The sequence below is a fragment of the Streptomyces sp. DvalAA-14 genome (assembly GCF_900091855.1).
In the GTDB taxonomy this organism is placed as follows: Bacteria; Actinomycetota; Actinomycetes; order Streptomycetales; family Streptomycetaceae; genus Actinacidiphila.
This window is the reverse complement of the sequence record NZ_FMCH01000325.1, coordinates 146003-165835: the sequence shown is the minus strand read 5'-3', so window position 1 is coordinate 165835 and position 19833 is coordinate 146003. Positions and strand designations below refer to the sequence as shown.

Here is a 19833-nt window from a genome sequence, read left to right as displayed (position 1 = left end):
GGATGTCGGACAACCTCGGACCGCGGCTGACCATCGTGTCCACGCTGCTGGGCGCGGCCGTGCTGCTCCCCTGCGTCCTCTACCTGGACGACTACTGGGCGATTCTGCTGGTGATCGCGGTCAGCGGGGCCGCCAGCATGGCGTACCAGCCGGCCTCCACCAGCATGATCAGTCTCCTCACTCCGACCGAACGCCACGTCATGATCTTCGCGATGGGCCGGCTGGCGATCAATCTCGGCACCACGGCCTCGCCCCTGCTGGGCGCGGCGCTCGTCACGATCTCCTGGAATTTCCTGTTCTGGGGCGAGGCACTGGCCGTGGTGATCTTCTCCGCGGTCGCCGCCACCACACTGCCGCACCGCGTGCGACCGGAGACCGCGGATCCGGCCGACGACCCCGCCGGACGCGGCGCTGCCCCGGCACCCAAGGCTTCGTACCTGACGGTACTGGCCGACCGCCGGTATCTGATGTTCCTGCTGGCGATGTTCGTCAGTTCGGTGATCTACATCCAGCACATCGCGACGCTGCCGCTGACCGTGAAGCACCTCGGCATGGGAATCGAGGTCTACGCGGTGATGATCGCGATCAACGGTGTTCTGGTCATCGTGTGTGAACTCCTCGTCGCCAAAGTGGTGCAGCGCTGGCCGATCCGGATAGCCGTGATCACCGGTGTGCTGCTGACCGGTATCGGCATGAGCCTCTACGCCTTGCCGTGGGGGCTGGCCGCACTGGTGATCGCCACCCTGGTGTGGTCCCTCGGCGAGATCATCGGATATCCGTCGCTGTTCTTCGCCTATCCCGCGCAGGCGGGACCGCCCGCGCTGCGGGGACGCTACTTGGGCGCCTCGAACGCGCTGTACGGACTGGGCAGTGCGGTCGGCCCGTTCGTCGGGGTGATGATCTGGAATCGCTTCGGGGACGGCCTGTGGCTCGGCTGCGGGGTGGTGGGCCTGATCGCCGGCGCCGCCGCGTGGGGCGGAGTGCGTCCCGCCGGCGCGACCGGCGGGGACAGCAGTGCGGAACAGGCGGTCGTGACCGTCGATTCCGGGACCGCCGACGCGGAGGTCCGCACAGGAAGTTGAGTCGACGCACCATGCGTACCACGGAAGTTCGCGCGATCAGCGGGAACACCGTAGAAAGGGAAGCAGACAGATGCCACGCCATGTAGTCCTGGTCGATCCCTATTCCGAGGCCGTCGAGTACGCGCACGCCTTTCGGCGGCGGGGAGTCGAACCGGTCGCCGTTCTGAGCACACCGGCGCCACTGAAGTCGTACCTGCACGGCTGGAAGCCCGATGCCTTCAGCGCGTCGCACTTCTACGACGGGGACCTGACCGAACTCGCCCGCATCGTGCGCGGTTACGACCCGATAGCCGTCATACCCGGCAACGAGTCCGCGGTCATGCTCGTCGACGCGCTGATCGAGGAGCTGGCGCCCGGGACGGGCAATGTGCCCGGGCTCTCCGCGGCGCGCCGGGACAAGTGGCCCATGCTCCAGGCCGTGGCGGACGCCGGCATCCCGCACCTGCGGACTTTCGCCGCCACGACCGAGGAAGAGGCCGCCGACTGGCTGCGGACGACGGGCATGGAGGGGCAGCCGCTGATTCTCAAACCGCGCTGCAGCGGCGGGACCGACGGGGTGCACAAGGTGGAGGCCGGCGCGGACTGGCGGCCCCCCTTCCGGCGGCTGCTGGGCTCGATCAATATGTTCGACCTGTCCAACGACAGCATTCTGATGCAGGAGTTCGCCTCAGGAACGGAATTCGTCGTGGACACCTACTCCGTCGACGGGGAGTTGGGCGTGGTGGCCGTCGTCCAGTACACCAAGTCGACGCGCGGGGAGCGTGTCGGGGTTTACGACGCGGAGGATTATCTCCGACCCCACGATCCGCTGGTCGGCGTTCTGGAGTCCTACACGCGCCGGGTCGCCGAGGCCGTCGGCATCCGGACGGGATGCACGCACACCGAGATCATGCTGACGGACGGTGGCCCCCGGCTGATCGAGATCGCGGCACGCCTCGACGGCGGCTGCGGGCAGCAGGCCGCGCGGCTCGCGACCGGGGACTGCCAGGTCGACCGTGCCGTGCGGCATCATCTGGACGACTCCTTCACCCCGGGATTCGAGATCGTGCGGCCCACCCGGGTGGTGTGGCTCTCCGCCCCGAACAGCGGAACCATGAGCAACGCTGAAGTGCTCGACGCGGCGCGCGAGTTGGCCTGCTTCCAGAAGATGGCCTGCCGCTACCCCAATGGCTCCCGGGTGCCCAAGACCGAGGACCTGTTCACCACACTCGGCTGGGTGCTGCTGTCCGGGCCCGACCAGGAGGCGGTCGATCAGGACACCAAGCAGGTGCGGGACATCGAGGCCCAGGTGGTGATCGATCCGCTCGCCCCCTGACGCCGCTTCCCACTCGGGCGGGTGTCCGGTGCGCGCGCCGTTCCGCTGTTCCCGTTCCGGCCCTACGCTCAGTAGGTGGAGCGGTGGGGTACGCGTGGCGATGTCCGGCGGCAGGTGCTCGGGCCGCGCGGAATCCGGGGGCTGGGCTACGGCCTGTACGGCTGTTGGGCGGCCGTCGGTGTGCTGGCCCAGTTCCGCTCCGGCGCCGACCCGGGGCTGCCGGCCCGCGTGCGCGACGCGATGCTCGTCTCCCTCTTCGGCTGGCTCGTCCTCCAGGTGGCCGGTGCGGCCCGCATCGACCTCGCGGACGGCGTGATCAGCGTCTACTACCCCTTCGTGGTCCGGCACGTCGATGTGGCCGACGTCGCCGGCGTCGAGGTCTACGGCGCCGGGAACCTCCTGATCACGACGAAGGACGGCCACCGGCTGCGCCAGCCCCTCTTCCAACGCACCCCCCGCCCCCGCCGGGCCCGCAAGGCGATCCTCGACTTCCTCACCGCCGAACACACCTCCCCCGGCCCACCCGCCCGACGCTGGCAACCCCGCCCCCTGTGGCCCTTCTTGGCCGGCGCCATCCTGCTCCAACTCACCGCGGCATTTGCGGCACGCTGAGCGGCGGGGCGAAGGGGAATGCCCGTCGTGACCCGGGTCAGTAGCCTCGCCGCATTCTGTGGCCTGGCCGGGAACGCGCGACGACTCGGGTGACCGCGCCCGGCGTAGGGGGCGAGCAGGTCAAGGGGTGTGACCAGCTCGGCCGTCTCGGCATCGAGCCAGTAGTTGCGGCTGAACAGCCCCCGGGCGTGCATCTCGCGACCGGCCGGACAATCCCGGGACCACCCGTCGAGCCGCGGCGCCGACTGGACGACGCCCTGACGTCACCGCTCGACCGCGGCCGGGCGAGCGCGTTCCCACCTCTAGGGTGGCGCCGTCAAGCTCGCGCGTCGCGCGTTGTCCGTGGCTGGAGGATTCCGTGACCATCGCCGCTCGTCTCGTCACCACTGTCCCCGCTCCGCTGGATCCGGCGTCCGCCGCGGCCCCGCAGGTGCTGCACTGGCCCGGCCGTGCGGGCCGGCTGCTCGTCCAGCGCGGCGATCGCGAGGTCGTGACCGTCGACCTGGGAACATCCGACCCGAGCCGGACGTCAGTGATCCGCTTCCCGGCGCCCTGGCCGCGGCGCTTCGGAACGGTGGCGGTCTCACCCGACCAGGAGCACGTGGTGTTCGCCGGCCCGCACGCCGTACGGTCGGTGGATGCCGGCGGCGCGACACGCTGGGAAGTGCGGCACGGCTGCTGGGACGGCAGTTGCCCCCTGCTGCACCGCTCGTTCGCCGAATACGCCGATGACGAGGACCACTTCCACGCCGACAGTGGTTCGGCCATGGTCAACGCGGACGGAACACTGGTCTGGATCCACGTCCGCGGCCCCCTGGCCGGTGACACGGACGCCAATGACGGTGCCGATGACCATGTTGCCGAAGACGACGCCGACGATCAGGAGCTGTGGCTGGTCGTCAATGCGGCGGACGGAGAGGTCATGGGACGGGTGGAGACCACGACGGTGGCCTCGGGCTCGGAGCACACCCCGCACCCCGACCCCACGCAGATGGGTCTCAGCATCGCCGAGGGTGAGGAGGACTCACCTGTGCTGTGGGGACACTGGAACGGTCGGCACCTGACCGCCGAACCGTTCGGCATCGAGCGGATACTTCTGGGAGCGAGCCCCTCCGGCCGGAGCCTGCTGACCGTCCCGGTCGGACAGTGGTCCCTCACCCTCCAGCAAGCACAGGACGGCGCCGTCCTGAGGAAACTGGATGCCCAGAGCGCCCTGCCGCCCCATCCCGACAGCACTGGTGGAGACAGGGTCTACTGGGACTACGAGGCGGCCTTCCTCGCCGAGGACACCGTCGTGGCCGGGTCTTCCGAGAGCGACGCCCGCAACGGCGCGGGCCGCCACTGGCTCGTGGACCTCTCCTCGATGACCCTGACCGGTGAGGTCAGCTACCCCTTCCCGGTCTCCGGGCCAGCCCGCTCGGCGGGCTGCGGTACGTGGTACACGGTCTCCAAGGACCAGACCACTGTGCACATCTGGCAACTCGGCGAGGCACACTGACCCGACGCCACGACGGGGCCCGACCGTGAGCCGGATGCGGAGCCGGACGCGGAGCCGGTTCCGTACGCCCTGCAGTGCGCTGTGGACGGTGAGACGTCACCGACGAGCGGGGACTTCACCAAACCGCAGCACTGGCGCTGCGGCCCTGCGGCCAGAACCCGTCCCACCACACCTATCGGGAGATCATCACCCGTCCCTGGCGGACCTGGCGGCAGACGTGACCCGCCATCCTCTCTCAGTCGCTGCACCGCTTTCCTGAAGAGCGCACCGCAGGCACCTCGGTCCAGCCGACCGCTGAAGCTCCACGCGAATCATTTCCCGTGGAGCTTCAGCGCAGCCGCAAATTCACAGAATGTGAAGCCACCCGGATCTCACCCGGAATTCCTGAAACCGCATGAGGATAATTTCAAACGATCGGATCTCGATTGGGGTCCAAAACGTTCGCACCCCTGGCATCCATAAGGGATTCAAATTCATCAAGCGTCCGGCTCCTTATAAACTCGGCTTCGCTCTGATGAATCGGCAGTAGCCACAAGAATCGCGCTCCACCGGCCTCCGGCGGCGCCCATTCAAGACCCGGACCATACGGATAAGGAAGACTGACGAGCAGGTGATCCATCCGCGAGTCCCGCATCCACGGGCGTCCCATACGGATGACTGACCCAATGTCGAGCCGGTGAGCCTCAAACGAGTGATAATGGCCGACGATTGCCAGGGTTTCGGAGTGACCTTCGTCAGCAAAAGGCGACATGACGAAGAACTCCGTCCCCCCGGCGGCAGGGCCGAGAAGCGAGCATCCCAACGTCACGTAGATCCAAGCCTCACCAGCCCGCTCAGGAAGTACACGGTAGGTGGCGAAGCGTGGCACCCGCTCCAGGATCGGCCCGCGCTCCCAAGTTGCGGCCTCAATGATGTGCCCGTCCCAGAAGCCCCGAACGTGGCGTTCGAGAGCAACCAGCCGCGCACTTTCTTCAGTCATAGCCCTAGATTCGTCCGTTGACGTTGCCGTCAACTACTGCCGTCAGACACCGCATAGGCTCCACCGGAATAAAATCCGGTGGGGCAACTTCATATCCCTACCGGCTAATCATCTCGGACCTTTGCAAGCTTGTGAAAGGCGATCTGACTATCTACGGTCTCGCAAAGAGAATTAGCATCCCCCGCCCTTGCAAATAGCCCATCAAACCATTTCTCCCCCGAAATCCAATTCAGCGGAAGTTGCGCTTTGGGCCAGCTATCCAGAAGGTCCCGGGCTAGCTGCAAGCTCTCCTCGACAATATCAAGAGATCCAATTGCAGCAGGGATCAGGACGCTGTCCTCGACTTCATTCACTGCAGGTGGGTTGCCTTGGGCCTGCTGAGAGATGGAAAAGGCGCGAAGCTCCCGGACAATGTCTTCGATCGTCGGCCTTACATCTAGGCTCAGGCCAGCCTGCTCGGCTAGCCGCCTAGAGGCGTCGGGGTAATCCTCCACATGACGAGAGAATTTGACAGCCTCCTGCACCCCGGAATTCGCGACGAGACGCTGACCCAGAGCCAGGGAGATGACGGGGAACTCTCGGGTGAGCGCATGGATGTGCACGGTCGGAAAGTACGCATCACCCGAGGTAGATCGGTCGAGCGTGACGCCTTGGAGCACCGGGCCGATGCGCCTGAGCAGTCTCAAAGGCCGCCATACATCGAACTCTGAGTACACACTTGCCCAGTCATTTGTAACCCGCTTGACTGTCGCCGCATCTACCTTGCTCACGGGTTCACCTCCACCGTCAGATTCACACCTGGGACGTTTAGGGCGTTTTTATCCGCCTGCCACTTCCCGATCCCCAGGCCGGGGTTCTTGACGAACTTATAGTCATACACGATACCCCCAGCCGGATCGAAGACATCTGGCCGTGCGCTTCCCGCCGTGCCTCGTGGGACGGGCAATCCTCTCAAGTAGCTTTGTTCGGTAATTAGACCACGATTCCCGTAGATGCCCTGGTAGCGAGTAAGGAGAGTATCGGCATACGCATGCTTAGCGTTTCCCGAGACAGCCCCGCTGCCACCCAATCGAGCTTGAGCACGAGTGGCGATGGCTTGGACCAGGTCCGCATTTGAAGGGTTCGTCGAGCCATTGCAGGAGCAGGCAGCTCCATTCGGAGCAGTTCCACCACTGCAGTTATGCACCAAGATCGGCGTGGTTCCGGCGAGGACATAGTGCGTGTGGAGGTCGCCGATGGTGAGGTCGTAGGTGGTGGTGTTGGCGTGGTGGAGGCGGACGGCGGTGATCTGGTTGGTGCCGGTGGGGGTTTGGAGGGTGTCGCCGGGGTGGAGGTCCTTCGCTTCGACGAAGGCGGCCTGGGTCTGGTCGTAGAAGGGGTGGTGGAAGGTGGTGGTGAGGTGGCCGCCCCGGGCCGCAGCCGGGGCTGAGGCTGAGGCCGGGGAGATGACGGCTGCCGCGGTGGTGGTGTGGTCGGTGGTGGCGTGGTGGGTGGCGCCGAGGGTGGCGAGGATCGCGGCGGAGGCGGCCAGGCCATAGGCGGCCTTCTTCGCGGCCGACTTGGCGGCCGCGGAGTCACGCGCCTTCACCAACCCCCTTCACCAACCCCCTTCGCGGGGGCCCGCGTCGCGGCTGCGGCTTCCTTCGCCACTGTGGCATTCACCGTCACGTCCACAAGGTCGTGGTCGATGGTGGTGACAATGACCACGGTGACCTGAAATCTCGCCGGCGGCGCTCGCCAAGCAAAAAAATCAGCCGAACCGCTCGACTGCCAGGGCAAGCCATTTCCGCCCCAGCGCTGCGGCCCGTTGACGTTGTTCCATCAACTGCGCATCCGCGTCACCATCAACTGCTGTCAGGTCAGCAATATCCTGCCGTTGGATCTCATCTTCTTCGTCCAACAGGCGCGTATTACAGCGCCGTTCGAGCCGGAAAGAGAAATTACGGAGCGTCGATGAACAATCGTGCAGGACTGTGCCCCCCAGTCCCGCAGGGACACCCAAGGCCGTGTGGAGAGCGACGGCTCCCTGGTACGCGAATGCACGAGCCCCGATGACGTCGTCACCCACGGCAAGCTCCTGCATCAAGACAATCCTTTCACGCCTTTCGATAAATTGTTCAGACGTAAGGTTATTGGGAGACCACAAGACATCCAGGGCGCTCGCATACGTCTCCAGATCGCTAGTACGCCCATCCGCGGAAACCACCCAGAACAGGATGGGGGCGGCCCGTTCTGTGCAGGCAGCAGCGAATGCAACTGCCTGCACGGATGCCGCACTGCGGACGAATTCCTCTAGATTCTCGATCCCGGCCAAGGGAAAGTCCTGATCTTCCCGCAGTCTTGCTCAAACTCGTCTGCCGCTTCATCACCCTGCGACAGATCAACCTACTCTGTGTCAGCCGCATTGATTCCGATCGGGCTACCCCGCTGGTGGTCAGGATCCGATCGCAACCGCCGAGACCGGCAACGTCGGATCATGTGCTCTCGACGTCCGGGCCCGGATACCGAGATCGCTGAGAAATACCTCGGCCTCGCGCTCCGTATAGGGGACGCTCGCGTTATCCAAGTGTCGGATCAGCTCCGAATACGTGCGTCCAAGGATGTCGAAACCATCCAGCGTCACAGAAGCCGGCGATCCGGCCGACACTCTACAGATCTGCTGTGAGGCGTCGTACCAAACGGTCAGCCCGCACCAGAAAACGTCAAATTCACCGGTTGAGTCACAAGTCGCCATCCCGGCGCCGAGCAGTTCCCGAACTCGTCCTCGATCCATCCCCAGCCGAACCGCGCCCATCTTCTCCGTTGAGACCGGCAGAACCTGGACTTGCGACGGCGGGCCATCGAAGAACTCGGGCTCCGCAGGTACACCGCCACGAAACGCGGTCACTGCATCGAAACAGCTCTCGGGCAACAGCGACTTCGCCGAGTAGAGGGAAATGCCTGCTTCCCGGACGTTCCAGTCGCCATCGACCCGGTCCACCGCCAGCCCTTGCGCGGAAAAGTCGGCGAACACCTGTTCCGAAGGAGCACCCAGCAGATCAATCCCCTGAAACATGGGCTTGGCGGGGCCGTGCATCTCGACGGAATCAAGGAGACCACCCACGGCGTAGTTGAGCGTGACCCCCAACTCCCGGTACTGATCGGATACCTCCGGAGCCCAATTCGCCCGCCTGAAAATGGCCGATGGAACACCGAGCCATGCGCGCAGGGAGCTTCGCGGAGCGCCGAAATCGATACCACCGTAGCCAACGAAGGGAATCAGCTCACATTCTTGCCGACTGGTCACGAAATCAACTCAATCCTCCGGGGTGAACCCCGGCCTTTCTAATCGCATCGATGTAATCCGGAATTTTCGCCACCAGTTCGTCGATCGCGCCATCATACTTGGTGCCAAAAAGATTTCGGACGTTATCTATGTCCATACCGAGAGCTTCGGTAAGGCGACCCTGCCTCAAAAGATACATTTGCTGGGCTCGGTGAAGTTTCCCAGCGTGACTGGACCCCCAGCTTTCAGTTTGGAGATGGTCCGCCTTATCCATTTGGATCGCCAGACCTTGGCCTTCGGGGATATCAAAGACCTCGGAATTTGCTTGGCTCGACGGCATGTGATTGATCTCGGTTCCGGGGACGTTCCTGCCAGTCAGCGGATCCTTCAGGTCCTTGTATTGACCACCACGATAAACATGCCCAGGAGGGGCAGTATCGCAGTTGTGGACCAGGACCGGCGTGGTCCCGGCCTCCACATAGTACGTGTGGAGGTCGCCGATGGTGAGGTCGTAGGTGGTGGTGTTGGCGTGGTAGAGGCGGACGGCGGTGATCTGGGCGGTGCTGGTGGGGGTTTGGAGGGTGTCGCCGGGGTGGAGGTCCTTCGCTTCGACGAAGGCGGCCTGGGTCTGGTCGTAGAAGGGGTGGTGGAAGGTGGTGGTGAGGTGGCCGGCCTGGGCCGCAGCCGTGGCCGGGGTGACAACGGCGGCTGTGGTGGCGGTGTGGTCGGTGGTGGCGTGGTGGGTGGCGCCGAGGGTGGCGAGGATCGCGGCGGAGGCGGCCAGGCCATAGGCGGCCTTCTTCGCGGCCGACTTGGCGATCGTCTTCGCGGCTGCCGATGCGCGGGCCTTGAGCGGGGCCTTCGCCGCTGTTGCCGTTGACGTTGTTGTCTTGACGGTGAGGTCGACGAAGTCGTGGTCGGTGGTGGTGACGATGACTGCGGTGACCTTGTGGTTCTCGGTTCCCGACTCTCCTGGGACGGAGTTGGCGATGGTGTCGCCGACCTTCACCTGGTCGATCGGTTTCGAGGCGCCGCCGGCCAGCAGGACCCGGGTGTTGCCGGTGAAGCTGTGCGGGCCGCCTATCTTGCAGCTGGAGCCTTCGCTTTCCGACCGCGCCCCGGCTGCCTCCGTCTCTTCCGCGGCTTCTTCGGTGGCGTCTGTCGCGCCGGATTCGGCGGCTTCGGTGGCGCCCTTGCCGAACAGGCCGCCGACGGCCTCCAGCGCCTTGGGGGCGAGCTTGCCGAGGATCTTGCCGCCCAGTGAGCCGAGCGCTCCGCCCAGTGCGCCGGCGACAGCGCCGGTCACCGCGGCGCCCGCGAACGCCCCGGCGCTGCACGCCGCGCCGCCCTGGTCGGCGCAGGCGAATCCCTGGTCGACCAGCGAGCCCGCCGCGCCGGCTATCGCGGCGCAGCCGATGGTGCCGACGCCGACGGTCGCGGCTTCGCAGCCGGCGAAGACAGCGGTGGACACCACGAACGAGGTGATGGCAGCCGCGTGGTTCTTGGTGTAGGTGGCGGCGGTCTTGGCCGCGCTCACTGTGGCCTTGTAAGCGGTGCGGGTGGCCGCCGCGACGGTATGGACGGCTGCCTTGGCCTTCTTCGCAGCCGCGTGCACCACCTTTTTGGCCTTGGCGATGACGCGTTTCACCTTGCGTTTGACCGCGTGGTAAGCCGTGGTGACCTTGCGGACGGCCGCGTGGTAGACGCGTTTCACCTTCCGCGCCGCGTAGTGGTAGACGCGTACGACCCGGCGCACGGTGGCGTGGTAGACGTCGCGGACCCTCTTGACGGCCTTGGTCACCTTGCGCTTCACGGCCTTGACGACCTTGTGCACGATCGGCGGGGTGTAGTGGTAGACGAACGCCGCGGCGTGCGAGACGGCCTTGTGGACGGTCTTCTTGACGGCGTGGCTGACCTTGTGGACCAGGCTGCTGAAGCCCCAGTGCCCGGAGGGGTCGGTGCCGTCCAGCGGGTTGTCGTCGACGTAGGCGAAGGGGTTGGCCTCCACCGAGTCGGGCACCGGGTTCAAGGACACCGAGTCCTTGTTCATGAAGGTGCCGGTGGCCGGGTTGTACCAGCGCGAGTCGGTGCCGACCTTGCCGGTGTCGGCCTCGGTCCAGCCGGACTGGTAGCCGAGCCGGCCCATGACACCGGCGGTGGCGGTCACATTGCCCAGCGGATCGTAGGTCGCCGACCCGGACAGGCTGGTCGCGCCGGAGGCGAAGGTGCCGACGACGTCGTTGTGCGCGTCGGTGACGGCCAGCAGACCGCTGCCGGGCGACGAGCCGGCGTTGACGCCGGTCAGCCCCCCGGACGGGTCATAGGAATAGCTGTAGTTCCCGTCCGAGGCGATGGTGTTGTCGGAACCCGAGTACTGGAAGGTGCGGCTGGTCAGGTCGGCGGCGTCGCTGTCGGTGATGTTCCGGCCGACGGCGTCGAGGGTGTAGGAGTGGTCGGCGGCGGTGATCTGGTTGCCGAACGCGTCGGTGGTGTAGTTGACGGCTCCGTCGGCAGTGGAGGTGTCCGTGGTCATCGTGCCCCGCGCGGAGTACGCGTAGGAGTGGACGCCGTCGGAGGTGATCTGGTCGCGGGCGTCGTAGGTGTAGACGTTGGCGCCGACCTGGGTCCGGTTGCCGGAGGCGTCGTAGCTGTAGTTGGTGGTCGTGGCGCCGTTGTTCCACGACGCGAGCCGGTCGGACTGGTCGTAGGTGTAGACGTTGTTCGAGGCGCCGGTCACCCCGACGGTGTTCTTACTCGTCAGGTTGCCGTTGTTGTCGTACCCGTAGGTGATCCCCGACAGGGTGCTGGCACCCTGCACCAGCGTGTCGCTCTTCAACCGGTGCGCGGTGTCGTACGTGTAGGTGCGGGTCTGCCCGGTGGCGCCGTACTTGACCGAGGAGACCTGCTCCAGTGTGTTGTAGCCGTAGGTCAACTGTGTCCCGGACGAGGCGTCGTTGAGGGTGGACAACCGGCCCGCGGTGTCGTAGCCGTACGACGTGGTGCCGGCGGCGTCGGTGCGGGTCAGCGGGGACGAGTCGTCGTTGTAGGTGAAGCTGGAGGAGCCGGCCGAGCCGGACGCCGATAGCAGGTCGCCCCGGTCGTCGTACCCGAAGGACTCAGCTGTGGCCGCCTGGTGGTCACGCGCCCCCAGGGAGCCGGCCTCGTCGGTGGCGGCCGTCTTGACCTGGCCGTCGCCGTCGTAGGTGAACGAGCGCTTGGCGGTGGCCGCGTCCGCGCCGCTGCCGGAGGCCGTCTTGAGGTTGCCGACGGCGTCGTACGTCATCGTCGTGGTGACGCCGCCGGGCTGGGTGCTGGAGACCAGCTGCCCGTCGGCGTCGTAACCGTTGGTGGTGGTGGAGTCGGCCGCCGAGCTGTAGTCGGCGGTGGCCGGCGCCCGGACCGTCTCCTGCTGGCCCCACGGCGTGTAGGTGTAGTACCAGGAGTTGTTCCGCCCGTCGGTGAACCGGGTCTGGTTGCCCGACGCGTCGTATCCGAAGCTGCTGGTGATCGAGTGGGTCGCGTCGACCGGTTCGACCTCCTGGGTCACCGTGCCCGCCGCGTCGTAGGTGAAGTGGGTGGTGTGCTGGTTGGCGTCGGTGGACGCCAGCACATTCCCGACCCCGTCGTAGACCTGCGACGACCCGTTGAGCAGGGTGCCGGTCGCGTCGTACTGCTCGGCGGAGACCGGACGGCCCGACGCGTCGTACTCGGTGGTGGAGTACGTGTTGTCGGCTTCGGTGGTCCTGGTCTGGTCGCCCTGGTAGTCGTAGCTGTACCGGGTGGTGTTGTTGGCGCCGTCGGTCACCGAGGTGGTCTCGCCGACCCGGTTGTAGCCGTACGTCTCCTTGACGCCGCCGGGCGATGTCGTCGACGAGAGGTACGCACCGTACGGATTGGTGGTGGTCGGCGCGTAGGAGTTGTTGGTGGTCAGGGTGCGCGCGGTCGGGAAACGCTCCAAGGTGGTGGAGGTCAGCGGCCGGCCCAGGTAGTCGTAAGTGGCCTGGCTGACGGCGCCGTTGGCATCGGTGACCGACAACTGCTCGCCGTTGGCGTCGTACGTCGCGTGCGTGAGTGTCCCGTCCGCGGCCGTGGTCTGCGCGACGTCGCCGAGCTGGTCGAACAGGGTGTGCGTCGTCTCGTTCTTCGGGGTGGTCTCGCTGATCTGGTTGCCGTCGCTGTCGTACGCCCAGCTCGATGTCGCGGTCAGCGGCGTGGACGAGCCGGCCGGGGTGTAGGGCGGGAGTGTCTCGGAGACCTTGTTGCCGTTGGGGTCGTAGACGGTGGTCGTCTTGTTCCCGTCGGGCTCGACCTCCTCGACGGCCTCGCCGTAGGTGTTGAAGCCGCTGGTGGTCACCGGCCGCTGGGTGGCCGGAGTGCCCCCGTTGGTCTCGACCTGCACCGCGGGCGCGGTGGTCACCGCGAGGTTCCCCGCCTCGTCGTAGCTGTAGTCCGTGGTCTGCACGTCCGCGTCGGTCATCGTCTTCGGCAGGCCGCGCTTGTCGTAGGTCCACTGGGTGACCTGCGCGGTCGAGGAGCCGACCGTGCCGCCGGTGCGGGTGTTGCCGAACAGCTTGGTGATGTCGGCGGCGGTCAACGCCCGTGGGTAGACCTGCACGTTGGACTCGGACCCGGCCATGGTGTCGCTGGTCGGGCCGGTGGCGGCGTTCCAGGTGCCGCTGATCGACAGCGGGCCGGTACCGGTCCACGGTGTGGGGTCGGTGGCCGAGGCGGCCAGCGTGCCGTTGACGTACAGCCGCATCGCGCCGGAACTCGCGTCGAAGACGCCGACCAGGTGGGTCCAGGTGTTCAGTGCCGCCGGGGTGGTCGCCTGGGCGTCGTAGAACGTGGTCGGCGTGGTCGCGTCATTGCTGGCGATGTGGAAGCGGTAGGCATTGGCGGTCGGGTTGTACTGGAGGTAGAAGGAGGCCCGGTTGGTGCCGCCCTGGGCGACGAAGGTGTGGAAGGTCGAGGCGTCGGTGAGATCGACCCAGGCCGAGACCGAGTAGGAGGCCGTGGTGTCCAGCACCGGACCGTTGGTGGTGATGACGTTGGCCGCTCCGGCCGCTCCGCTGAACTTGGCCGCGTCACCCGTCCATGTCACCGCGGAGCCGACCGACGCGGTGTTGCCGGTGCCCGAGGAGTCGGTGACCGTGTTTCCGCCGGTCTGGTTCAGCTTCCACCAGCCCGACGGGTGGCCGGAGGAGTCACCGGAGATGCTCTCGGTGAGCTGGTCGCCGGCCGCGTCGTAGGTGTTGGCCGTGGTGGTACGGCTGCCGGTGGCATCACTGTCGGTCTCGGTGGCCACCAGGTCGTCGGGCGTGTACGACAGGGTCGTGGTGCGGTTCACCCCGGTCGGGTCGACGGTCGTCGATGTCGTACGGGAGGCCGCGTCGACGGCGTAGTTGGTGACCGTGGCGCCGTTGTCGGTGGTCTCGCTGAGCTCGTTGCCCGCCGCGTCGAAGGTGTTCGCGGTCAGCACGCTGCTGCCCGTGCCGTCCGCGCTGGTCTTGGTGACCTTCGCCGTCAGGCCGTTGTCGGTGTACGTGTACGCCGTGGTGTTGCCCATCGCGTCCGTGATCGACGCCAGGCGCCCCGCCGGGTCGTAGGCCCGCGACGACTCCACCAGCAGCTTCGCCGGCTGGGGGTTCACCGGATCCCCGGTGTACAGGATCCCCTGCGTGAGCAGGTGGCCGTCGTCGTCGTAGGTGTACTGGGTAGTGGTCCCGGACGACGTCACCTCGCTCATCTTGTTGCCGGAGTGGTCGTAGGTGTATGTCGTGGTGTTGCCGTTGGGCTGTCCCGCCGCCTTGTTGGCGTCGCTGTCGGTGAGGACCTGGTCGTACTGGTCGTAGGTCTGCGTCTCGGTCCGCGGCGCGTCACCGCCGGTGGCGTCGGCCACCGTCTGCGAGGTGACGTCCCCGTCGGCGTCGTAGACGGTGGTGGAGACCGCCTGATGGCTCGCGCCGGTGACGCGGTCGGTGATCGGCGGATCGGTCTCCTGGTAGACCTGACCGGCCGCGTCGTAGGCGTAACTGCTGGTCAGGCCGGACGGATAGGTGTCGGAGACGACCTTTTTGCTGAGTACCTGCCCGAGACCGTCGTAGGTGTAGGACGTCACCAGGCCCAGCGGGTCCGTGGTGGCGGCCACATCGCCGGTGTGGAGGTAGGCGATGGAGCTGACCGCGCCGCCCGGCGTCGTCGACCGGACCGGCAGCCCCTTCGGGACATTGCCGCTGTCGGCCGCCGGGTAGGTGCTCGTCCCGTCGCTGTAGACGGTGCTCTCGGTACGCCCGTTCGGGAAGCCCGCCACCGGCGGGGTGGTGACACCCGTCTCGTCACCGTTGACGTCATAGGCATGCGTGGTCAGATACGTCGGGTCGGTCGCCGACGCGGACCGGCCGTCCCGCTCGGTGAGCAGCACGTCGTTGCGCGGGTCGGCGGTGGTCAGCTGCGCGGTGGTGTCGTCCGGGTAGTACGTGTAGTACTCCGTCGAGCAGCGATTGGCTGCCTGGTCCTGGCAGGTCGTCGACGAGACCACATTGCCGCGCACGTCATGACCGGTGACCGTCATCGCGCCGTTGGGGTCCACCACACTGTGTTCGAACCCGCCGGTGTCGTAGCCGAAGCTGGTGGTGTAGCCGAGGCCGTCGGTCTCGCTGATCTCCCGCTCGTTGTTGTCCAGGTCGTACTTGTAGGTCGTGACCGCGCTGTACGGCGCCGGTGAGGTGACCTTCACCGTTTCCACCGGCAGCAGGCCGGTCGAGTTCAGGCCCGCCTCGAAGTGGCTCGCGGCGTCCTGGGCGGTGAGCGCCGTGCGGTACATGGCCACTTCGGCGAGGGAACCGTTGAAGTAGGCGACGGTGCCGTTGGTCAGTCCGGTCCAGCCGGCGCCGGTGGTGCCCGCGCCGACGTAGGCGGTGCTGCGGCTGGCGTTGGCCAGGGCGACCGTGCCGGTCTTCGTCGCGGCCTGGGCCCCGTCCAGGTAGAGGGTCTGGGCGGTCGGTGTGGCGCTGAGCAGGACGTGGTGCCACTTGCCGTCGGTCACGGTGCCGGTGGTGCCCAGCTGGACGGAGCCGGCGGTGGTGTAGAAGCCGCCGTGCAGTTTGTTGTCGCTGCCGATCCACAGTTGGGGCGTGGTGGAGCTGACGGTGCCGCCGATGGCGGCGCTCTGCGAGTTCAGCAGGATCGCCGTGCCGTGCGTGGTCTTGAACCACAGTTCGGCCGACGCCGAGGTGGCGCCGGTGACGGTGTCGGGGACCTTCACGTACGAGCTGGTGCCGTTGAAGGTCGCGGCCTTCTGGTCGCTGAAGGGACCGGCCGCGCCCAGGGTGACGGCGTTGTAGGTGCCGTTGCCGCCGCGGGTCTCGTCGACCGCCGCCGAGGCGCCGGCGGCTTCGCCGAGCCGGAAGTACGTGGCCGGGGCGCCGCCGAGGACCGCGCTGCGGTAGGTCTGGCTGGAGCCGGCCACGGTGGGGGTGCCGAGCTTCCAGACGCCGCCGTTCTCGTCGGTGAGCTGGTTCAGTGTGGTGGTGGCCGGGTCGTAGACCATCGACTGGTAGGCCTTGCCGGACGGCCGGGTGATGGTGTTGAGCAGGGATGCGGCGTGGGTGCCGAAGCCCCGCAGGGCGGTGACGTCGGCGGCCACCAGCGGCCGGTCGTACCAGGCGGCGTCGGCGATCTGGCCGTTGAAGTAGGTGGCCTTGCCGGTCGGGTCGGTGGTGCTGGAGTTCGGCTCGTCGGGCCACTTGCCGCCCAGGAAGCCGGCGCCGAGGGTGTTGTACGGCTGGTTCTTGCCGAAGGCCAGGCCCGGCTGGATGCCGATCGTGCCGGACAGCGAGCCGACCTTGGCGCCGTCGAGGTACAGCGTCTGGGCGTTGCCGGCGGCCGACAGCACCATGTGGTGCCACTTGCCGTCCGCGACCGAGGCGGTGGTGCTGATCGGGGCGATGCCGCCGCTGTTCCAGAACTCGGCCTTCAGCTTGCCGTCGGTGCCGACGTAGGCCGCCGGGGTGTACGCGCCCGGCGAGTCACCGGCGGTGACCGGCTGCGAGGCGTACGAGTAGAGGACACCTGGGCCCGCTGAGGTCTTGAACCACAGCGACAGCGCCCCGGAGTCGGTGTTGTTGCCCATGTCGAACGGCAGCGACGCGTACGAGCTGGTGCCGTTGAAGCCGATCGCGGTCGCGGTGGAGCCGGCCATCGGCCCCGCCGCGCCATAGGTGACGTTGCTGTACGTGAGGTTGTCGGCGCCCTGGTTGGCGAGCACCGCGTCCTTGCCCGTCGTGCCCGATGCCTCCGACATGGGCCACATCGCGTGCGGCCCCAGGTCCAGCGACGCGTTCTGGTACTGCGAGCCCGGGGTGTAGCCGTAGGTGGTGCACTGCGTGCTGGAGATCGGCGAGCACACCGAGGTCAGCTGGTCGCCGGTGTAGCCGTACGTCCAGGTCTGCGCGCTGGTGGACACCTGGGGGTCGACCAGGTCGGTGGCGATCGAGGAGATGTGCGCCGCGCTCGCCCCCGTCGGGGTCTGCCACGTCAGGTGCAGCGCCCGGCTGGAGGTGACCGAGGTCATCGTCGTGATGTGGCCGCCGGACCAGGTGAACGTCAGCGCGTGCCCGTCCGCGTCGGTGACCGAGGTGATGCCGTACGCGCCGGAGCCCAGGGACTGGGTGAAGGCGTAGACGGTGGCGTCCTTGTCGGTCAGCGAATAGCCGCCGGTGATCGCCTTGAAGGTCGCGAACCGCCCGGACGGCGGGGTGTAGCTGCCGTCGCCGTTCTTGCCGAAGCCGACCTGGGAGCCGTCCGGATAGGTCACGACGTTGGAGACCACCGCGCCCGCGGCGTTGTACTGCTCGGTGGCCCGGGCGTCGAAGACGCTCGACCAGCCGGTGCCGAAGGCGCCGGTCCAGCGCGGGTCACGGGAGTTGTAGGAGCGGTCGACGTCGAGCCCCGGGCCGACCACCGAGACGCTCGCGTCGGTGTCGTCGGTGGTGTAGTTGCCGATCGAGGCGTCGAAGCCGTGGTCGGAGCTGTTCTGCGACAGCCCCGAGGTGATCAGCGGCTGCGGCACCTCCACCGACAGCGCGTACCAGGTGGCCTCCGACAGCAGGCCCGCGTCCTGGGACTGGACCGTCCACTGGTACGTCTGGCCCCACTTGAGCTTGCCCGCCGGCACCGTCCAGTCGCCGGTGGCCAGCATCCCCGAGTCGGCGATCTTGGCGCCGGTGTTGTCGTAGACCAGGAAGTCGTACTTGGTGGTGGTGTTCGCCTGCGAGTTCGCGCCGCCCGACCAGGCGGTCAGCTCCGGCGTCGTGGTGTACACGTCGGCGTTGTCGTTCGGGTACTGCTGGTAGACCTGCGGCGGGGTGGTGCCGGTGTAGGTGACCTCGATGTACGGGCCGAGCGCCGGGTCGCTGAACGAGCCGAACTGCTTCCAGTGCAGCGTGTCGGTGGTCGCCGCGTACACCGCGAGCCCGTAGTCCGGCGTGGTGCCGTTGACCCATCCCTGGATCGAGGCGGTGGTCAGCGGCACCTCGACCCAGTCACCGACACTGCGGTCGGCGGCAGTGTTGGCGCAGGCGTGCGGAACGCTCGGGGTGAGGTTGCCGATCGAGGCGCCCTTCGACGGACCGGGGTAGGTCGTCACACCGGTCGGCGTCCAGGCCGAGGTCACCAGCGCCACGTCGAAACGCTCGGCGGTGCAGGTGGACGCCCAGGTGTCGAACAGGTGCAGGGAGGCGGCGGTGACCGTCACCCCGGAGCCGTCCCAGCCGCTGTACCAGTGGTTGACGAACGAGTTCGCGGAGTGCGTGCCCGAGTCGTACGAGCCGACCTTCACCGTCTGCTCGAAGGAGTGGTCGCCGTCGGCGCCCGACTCGGCGTAGGTCGTCGTCCAGCCGTCGACAATGGACGGGTCGACGGTCACCGGGAAGACCCGCGCCGCGTCGTGCAGCCACGACGGATCCAGCGTCACCTTCAGCGCGGTGCCGGCCGCGGTGTGCAGCAGCTGGTAGTCGACGGCGTAGGTGGTCGTCGGGTCGCCCGAGCGCGGATCCACCTTCGCGTCGTAGGCGTAGGCCCGCGGAATCCGCGCCGTCGCCTTGCCCGCCGCGTCCCGCAGCTCGATCGACCCGTCCTTGACCTGAACCGGGGTCAGGCCGTGCAGCGCCAGTGGGAACGTCCAGGAGTTCGCCGCCCGCGCCGAGTGCAGGACCACCGACTCCTTCACGCCGACATTCGAGGGCGCCACCACCAGGTCGGTCTGCGGCAGCGCGCCGGCGTAGGTGACCTCGGATCCGGCGACCGTGCCGGCGACCTTCGCGGCGCCCTGCAGGCCGTAGGAGACCGTGTGTTGGGCGTCGGGCCGGAAGGAGGCCAGAGCCGCGTCGCTGCTCTTGGCGGCGAAGTCGACCCCGACGGAATTCGCCGTCTCGTGCAGCCGGCCGTCCGAACCGTGCCGCACCTTGGTGTCGATGGGCTGCCACTTCCCCTGCGGGTCGCGGTAGTTGACGGGCGTCTGGGAGACCCGCCGGGTCCGTGTGCCGTCCGCGTTGTCGTAGACGGTGGTGGTGGCGTCCGACGCGGCGGCGTCCCGCTTGCTGGTCTTCGCCGAGAACCCGCCGACGACCGCGCTGCGGCCCGCCTCCGATGACTTGGCGTGCGGCTGATAGGCCGCCAGCTCGTGGGGCGACGTGCCCGGCTTGCGACCGGCCCCACCGCGGGCCCGCGTGGACGCAGCGGTCGCCCGGTGACTGCGGCCGGCGGCCGTGCCGCCGTGCTGCCGCGGGATGTCCTTCCAGTGCGGCGGGTGCTTCACCCAGGAGGTGAAGGACGACAGGCTCGGCATCGACAGCGAGGGCAGCGTCGCCCCGTCCGCCGCAGCCTGATCCGTCGCCAGCATGAACGCCAGGGCGACGAACGCCAGCATTGCGGTAAGCCGCAACCACCCCCGGCGAAGGGCGGAACGGCGTCGCGAAGGATGCATGGAGCGACGGCGGAAGGATGCGCGCACGGCACAGGCTCCTGACAGTATCGACACAGAAAACGCGCAGATCCTGCCCGCTGTGACCAACTCTTGACTAG

The 19833-nt window shown here is 67.3% G+C and carries 10 protein-coding genes; 4 read left to right on the top strand and 6 right to left on the bottom strand.

The features are described 5' to 3' along the window. The 4 genes from GA0115240_RS16895 to GA0115240_RS16880 form a co-directional block, all read left to right on the top strand. The coding region (locus GA0115240_RS16895; protein ID WP_093737489.1) for an MFS transporter at positions 1 to 1082 on the top strand (1082 nt) is incomplete at its 5' end. Positions 1083 to 1152: 70 nt separating this feature from the next. Next, the gene (locus GA0115240_RS16890) at positions 1153 to 2397 is read left to right on the top strand and encodes an ATP-grasp domain-containing protein (protein WP_093737488.1); all 1245 of its coding nucleotides are present in this window, start codon (positions 1153 to 1155) and stop codon (positions 2395 to 2397) included. A gap of 75 nt (positions 2398 to 2472) precedes the next feature. Further along, complete coding sequence (locus tag GA0115240_RS16885; RefSeq protein WP_141708865.1) at positions 2473 to 3009, top strand: hypothetical protein; 537 nt, start codon at positions 2473 to 2475, stop codon at positions 3007 to 3009. A gap of 358 nt (positions 3010 to 3367) precedes the next feature. After that, a complete protein-coding gene (locus GA0115240_RS16880) occupies positions 3368 to 4507 on the top strand; it encodes a hypothetical protein (RefSeq protein WP_093737486.1) in 1140 nt (379 codons plus the stop codon). A 406-nt stretch (positions 4508 to 4913) separates the two neighbouring features. Here the strand turns inward: GA0115240_RS16880 and GA0115240_RS16870 are convergent, their stop codons facing one another. The 6 genes from GA0115240_RS16870 to GA0115240_RS16855 form a co-directional block, all read right to left on the bottom strand. Further along, positions 4914 to 5486, bottom strand: coding sequence for a suppressor of fused domain protein (locus GA0115240_RS16870; protein ID WP_093737485.1), 573 nt, complete (start codon positions 5484 to 5486; stop codon positions 4914 to 4916). 104 nt (positions 5487 to 5590) lie between these two features. Beyond that, entirely contained in the window at positions 5591 to 6256 is a 666-nt protein-coding gene (locus GA0115240_RS36210; protein ID WP_141708864.1) for a hypothetical protein, read from the bottom strand. Further along, positions 6253 to 7074 carry a polymorphic toxin-type HINT domain-containing protein gene (locus GA0115240_RS16865; protein WP_141708863.1) on the bottom strand — a complete coding sequence of 274 codons (822 nt, stop codon included), beginning with the start codon at positions 7072 to 7074 and terminating at the stop codon, positions 6253 to 6255. Before GA0115240_RS16865 ends, GA0115240_RS36210 begins: the two co-directional genes overlap by 4 nt. A 162-nt stretch (positions 7075 to 7236) precedes the next feature. After that, positions 7237 to 7800, bottom strand: a complete 564-nt coding sequence (locus GA0115240_RS36205) for a hypothetical protein (protein ID WP_141708862.1) — start codon at positions 7798 to 7800, stop codon at positions 7237 to 7239. A gap of 120 nt (positions 7801 to 7920) precedes the next feature. Next, on the bottom strand, positions 7921 to 8772 hold the full coding sequence (locus GA0115240_RS16860; RefSeq protein ID WP_141708861.1) for a hypothetical protein: 852 nt from the start codon (positions 8770 to 8772) through the stop codon (positions 7921 to 7923). Positions 8773 to 8776: 4 nt separating this feature from the next. Next, positions 8777 to 19678, bottom strand: coding sequence for a LamG-like jellyroll fold domain-containing protein (locus GA0115240_RS16855; RefSeq protein WP_107407158.1), 10902 nt, complete (start codon positions 19676 to 19678; stop codon positions 8777 to 8779). Between the last annotated feature and the right edge of the window lie 155 nt (positions 19679 to 19833).

Bases quoted from the DNA above. Each gene is read 5' to 3' on its own strand.
- GA0115240_RS16855 (WP_107407158.1), bottom strand. From the start codon at position 19,678: ATGCTGGCGTTCGTCGCCCTGGCGTTCATGCTGGCGACGGATCAGGCT.
- GA0115240_RS16890 (WP_093737488.1), top strand. From the start codon at position 1,153: ATGCCACGCCATGTAGTCCTGGTCGATCCCTATTCCGAGGCCGTCGAG.
- GA0115240_RS16870 (WP_093737485.1), bottom strand. From the start codon at position 5,486: ATGACTGAAGAAAGTGCGCGGCTGGTTGCTCTCGAACGCCACGTTCGG.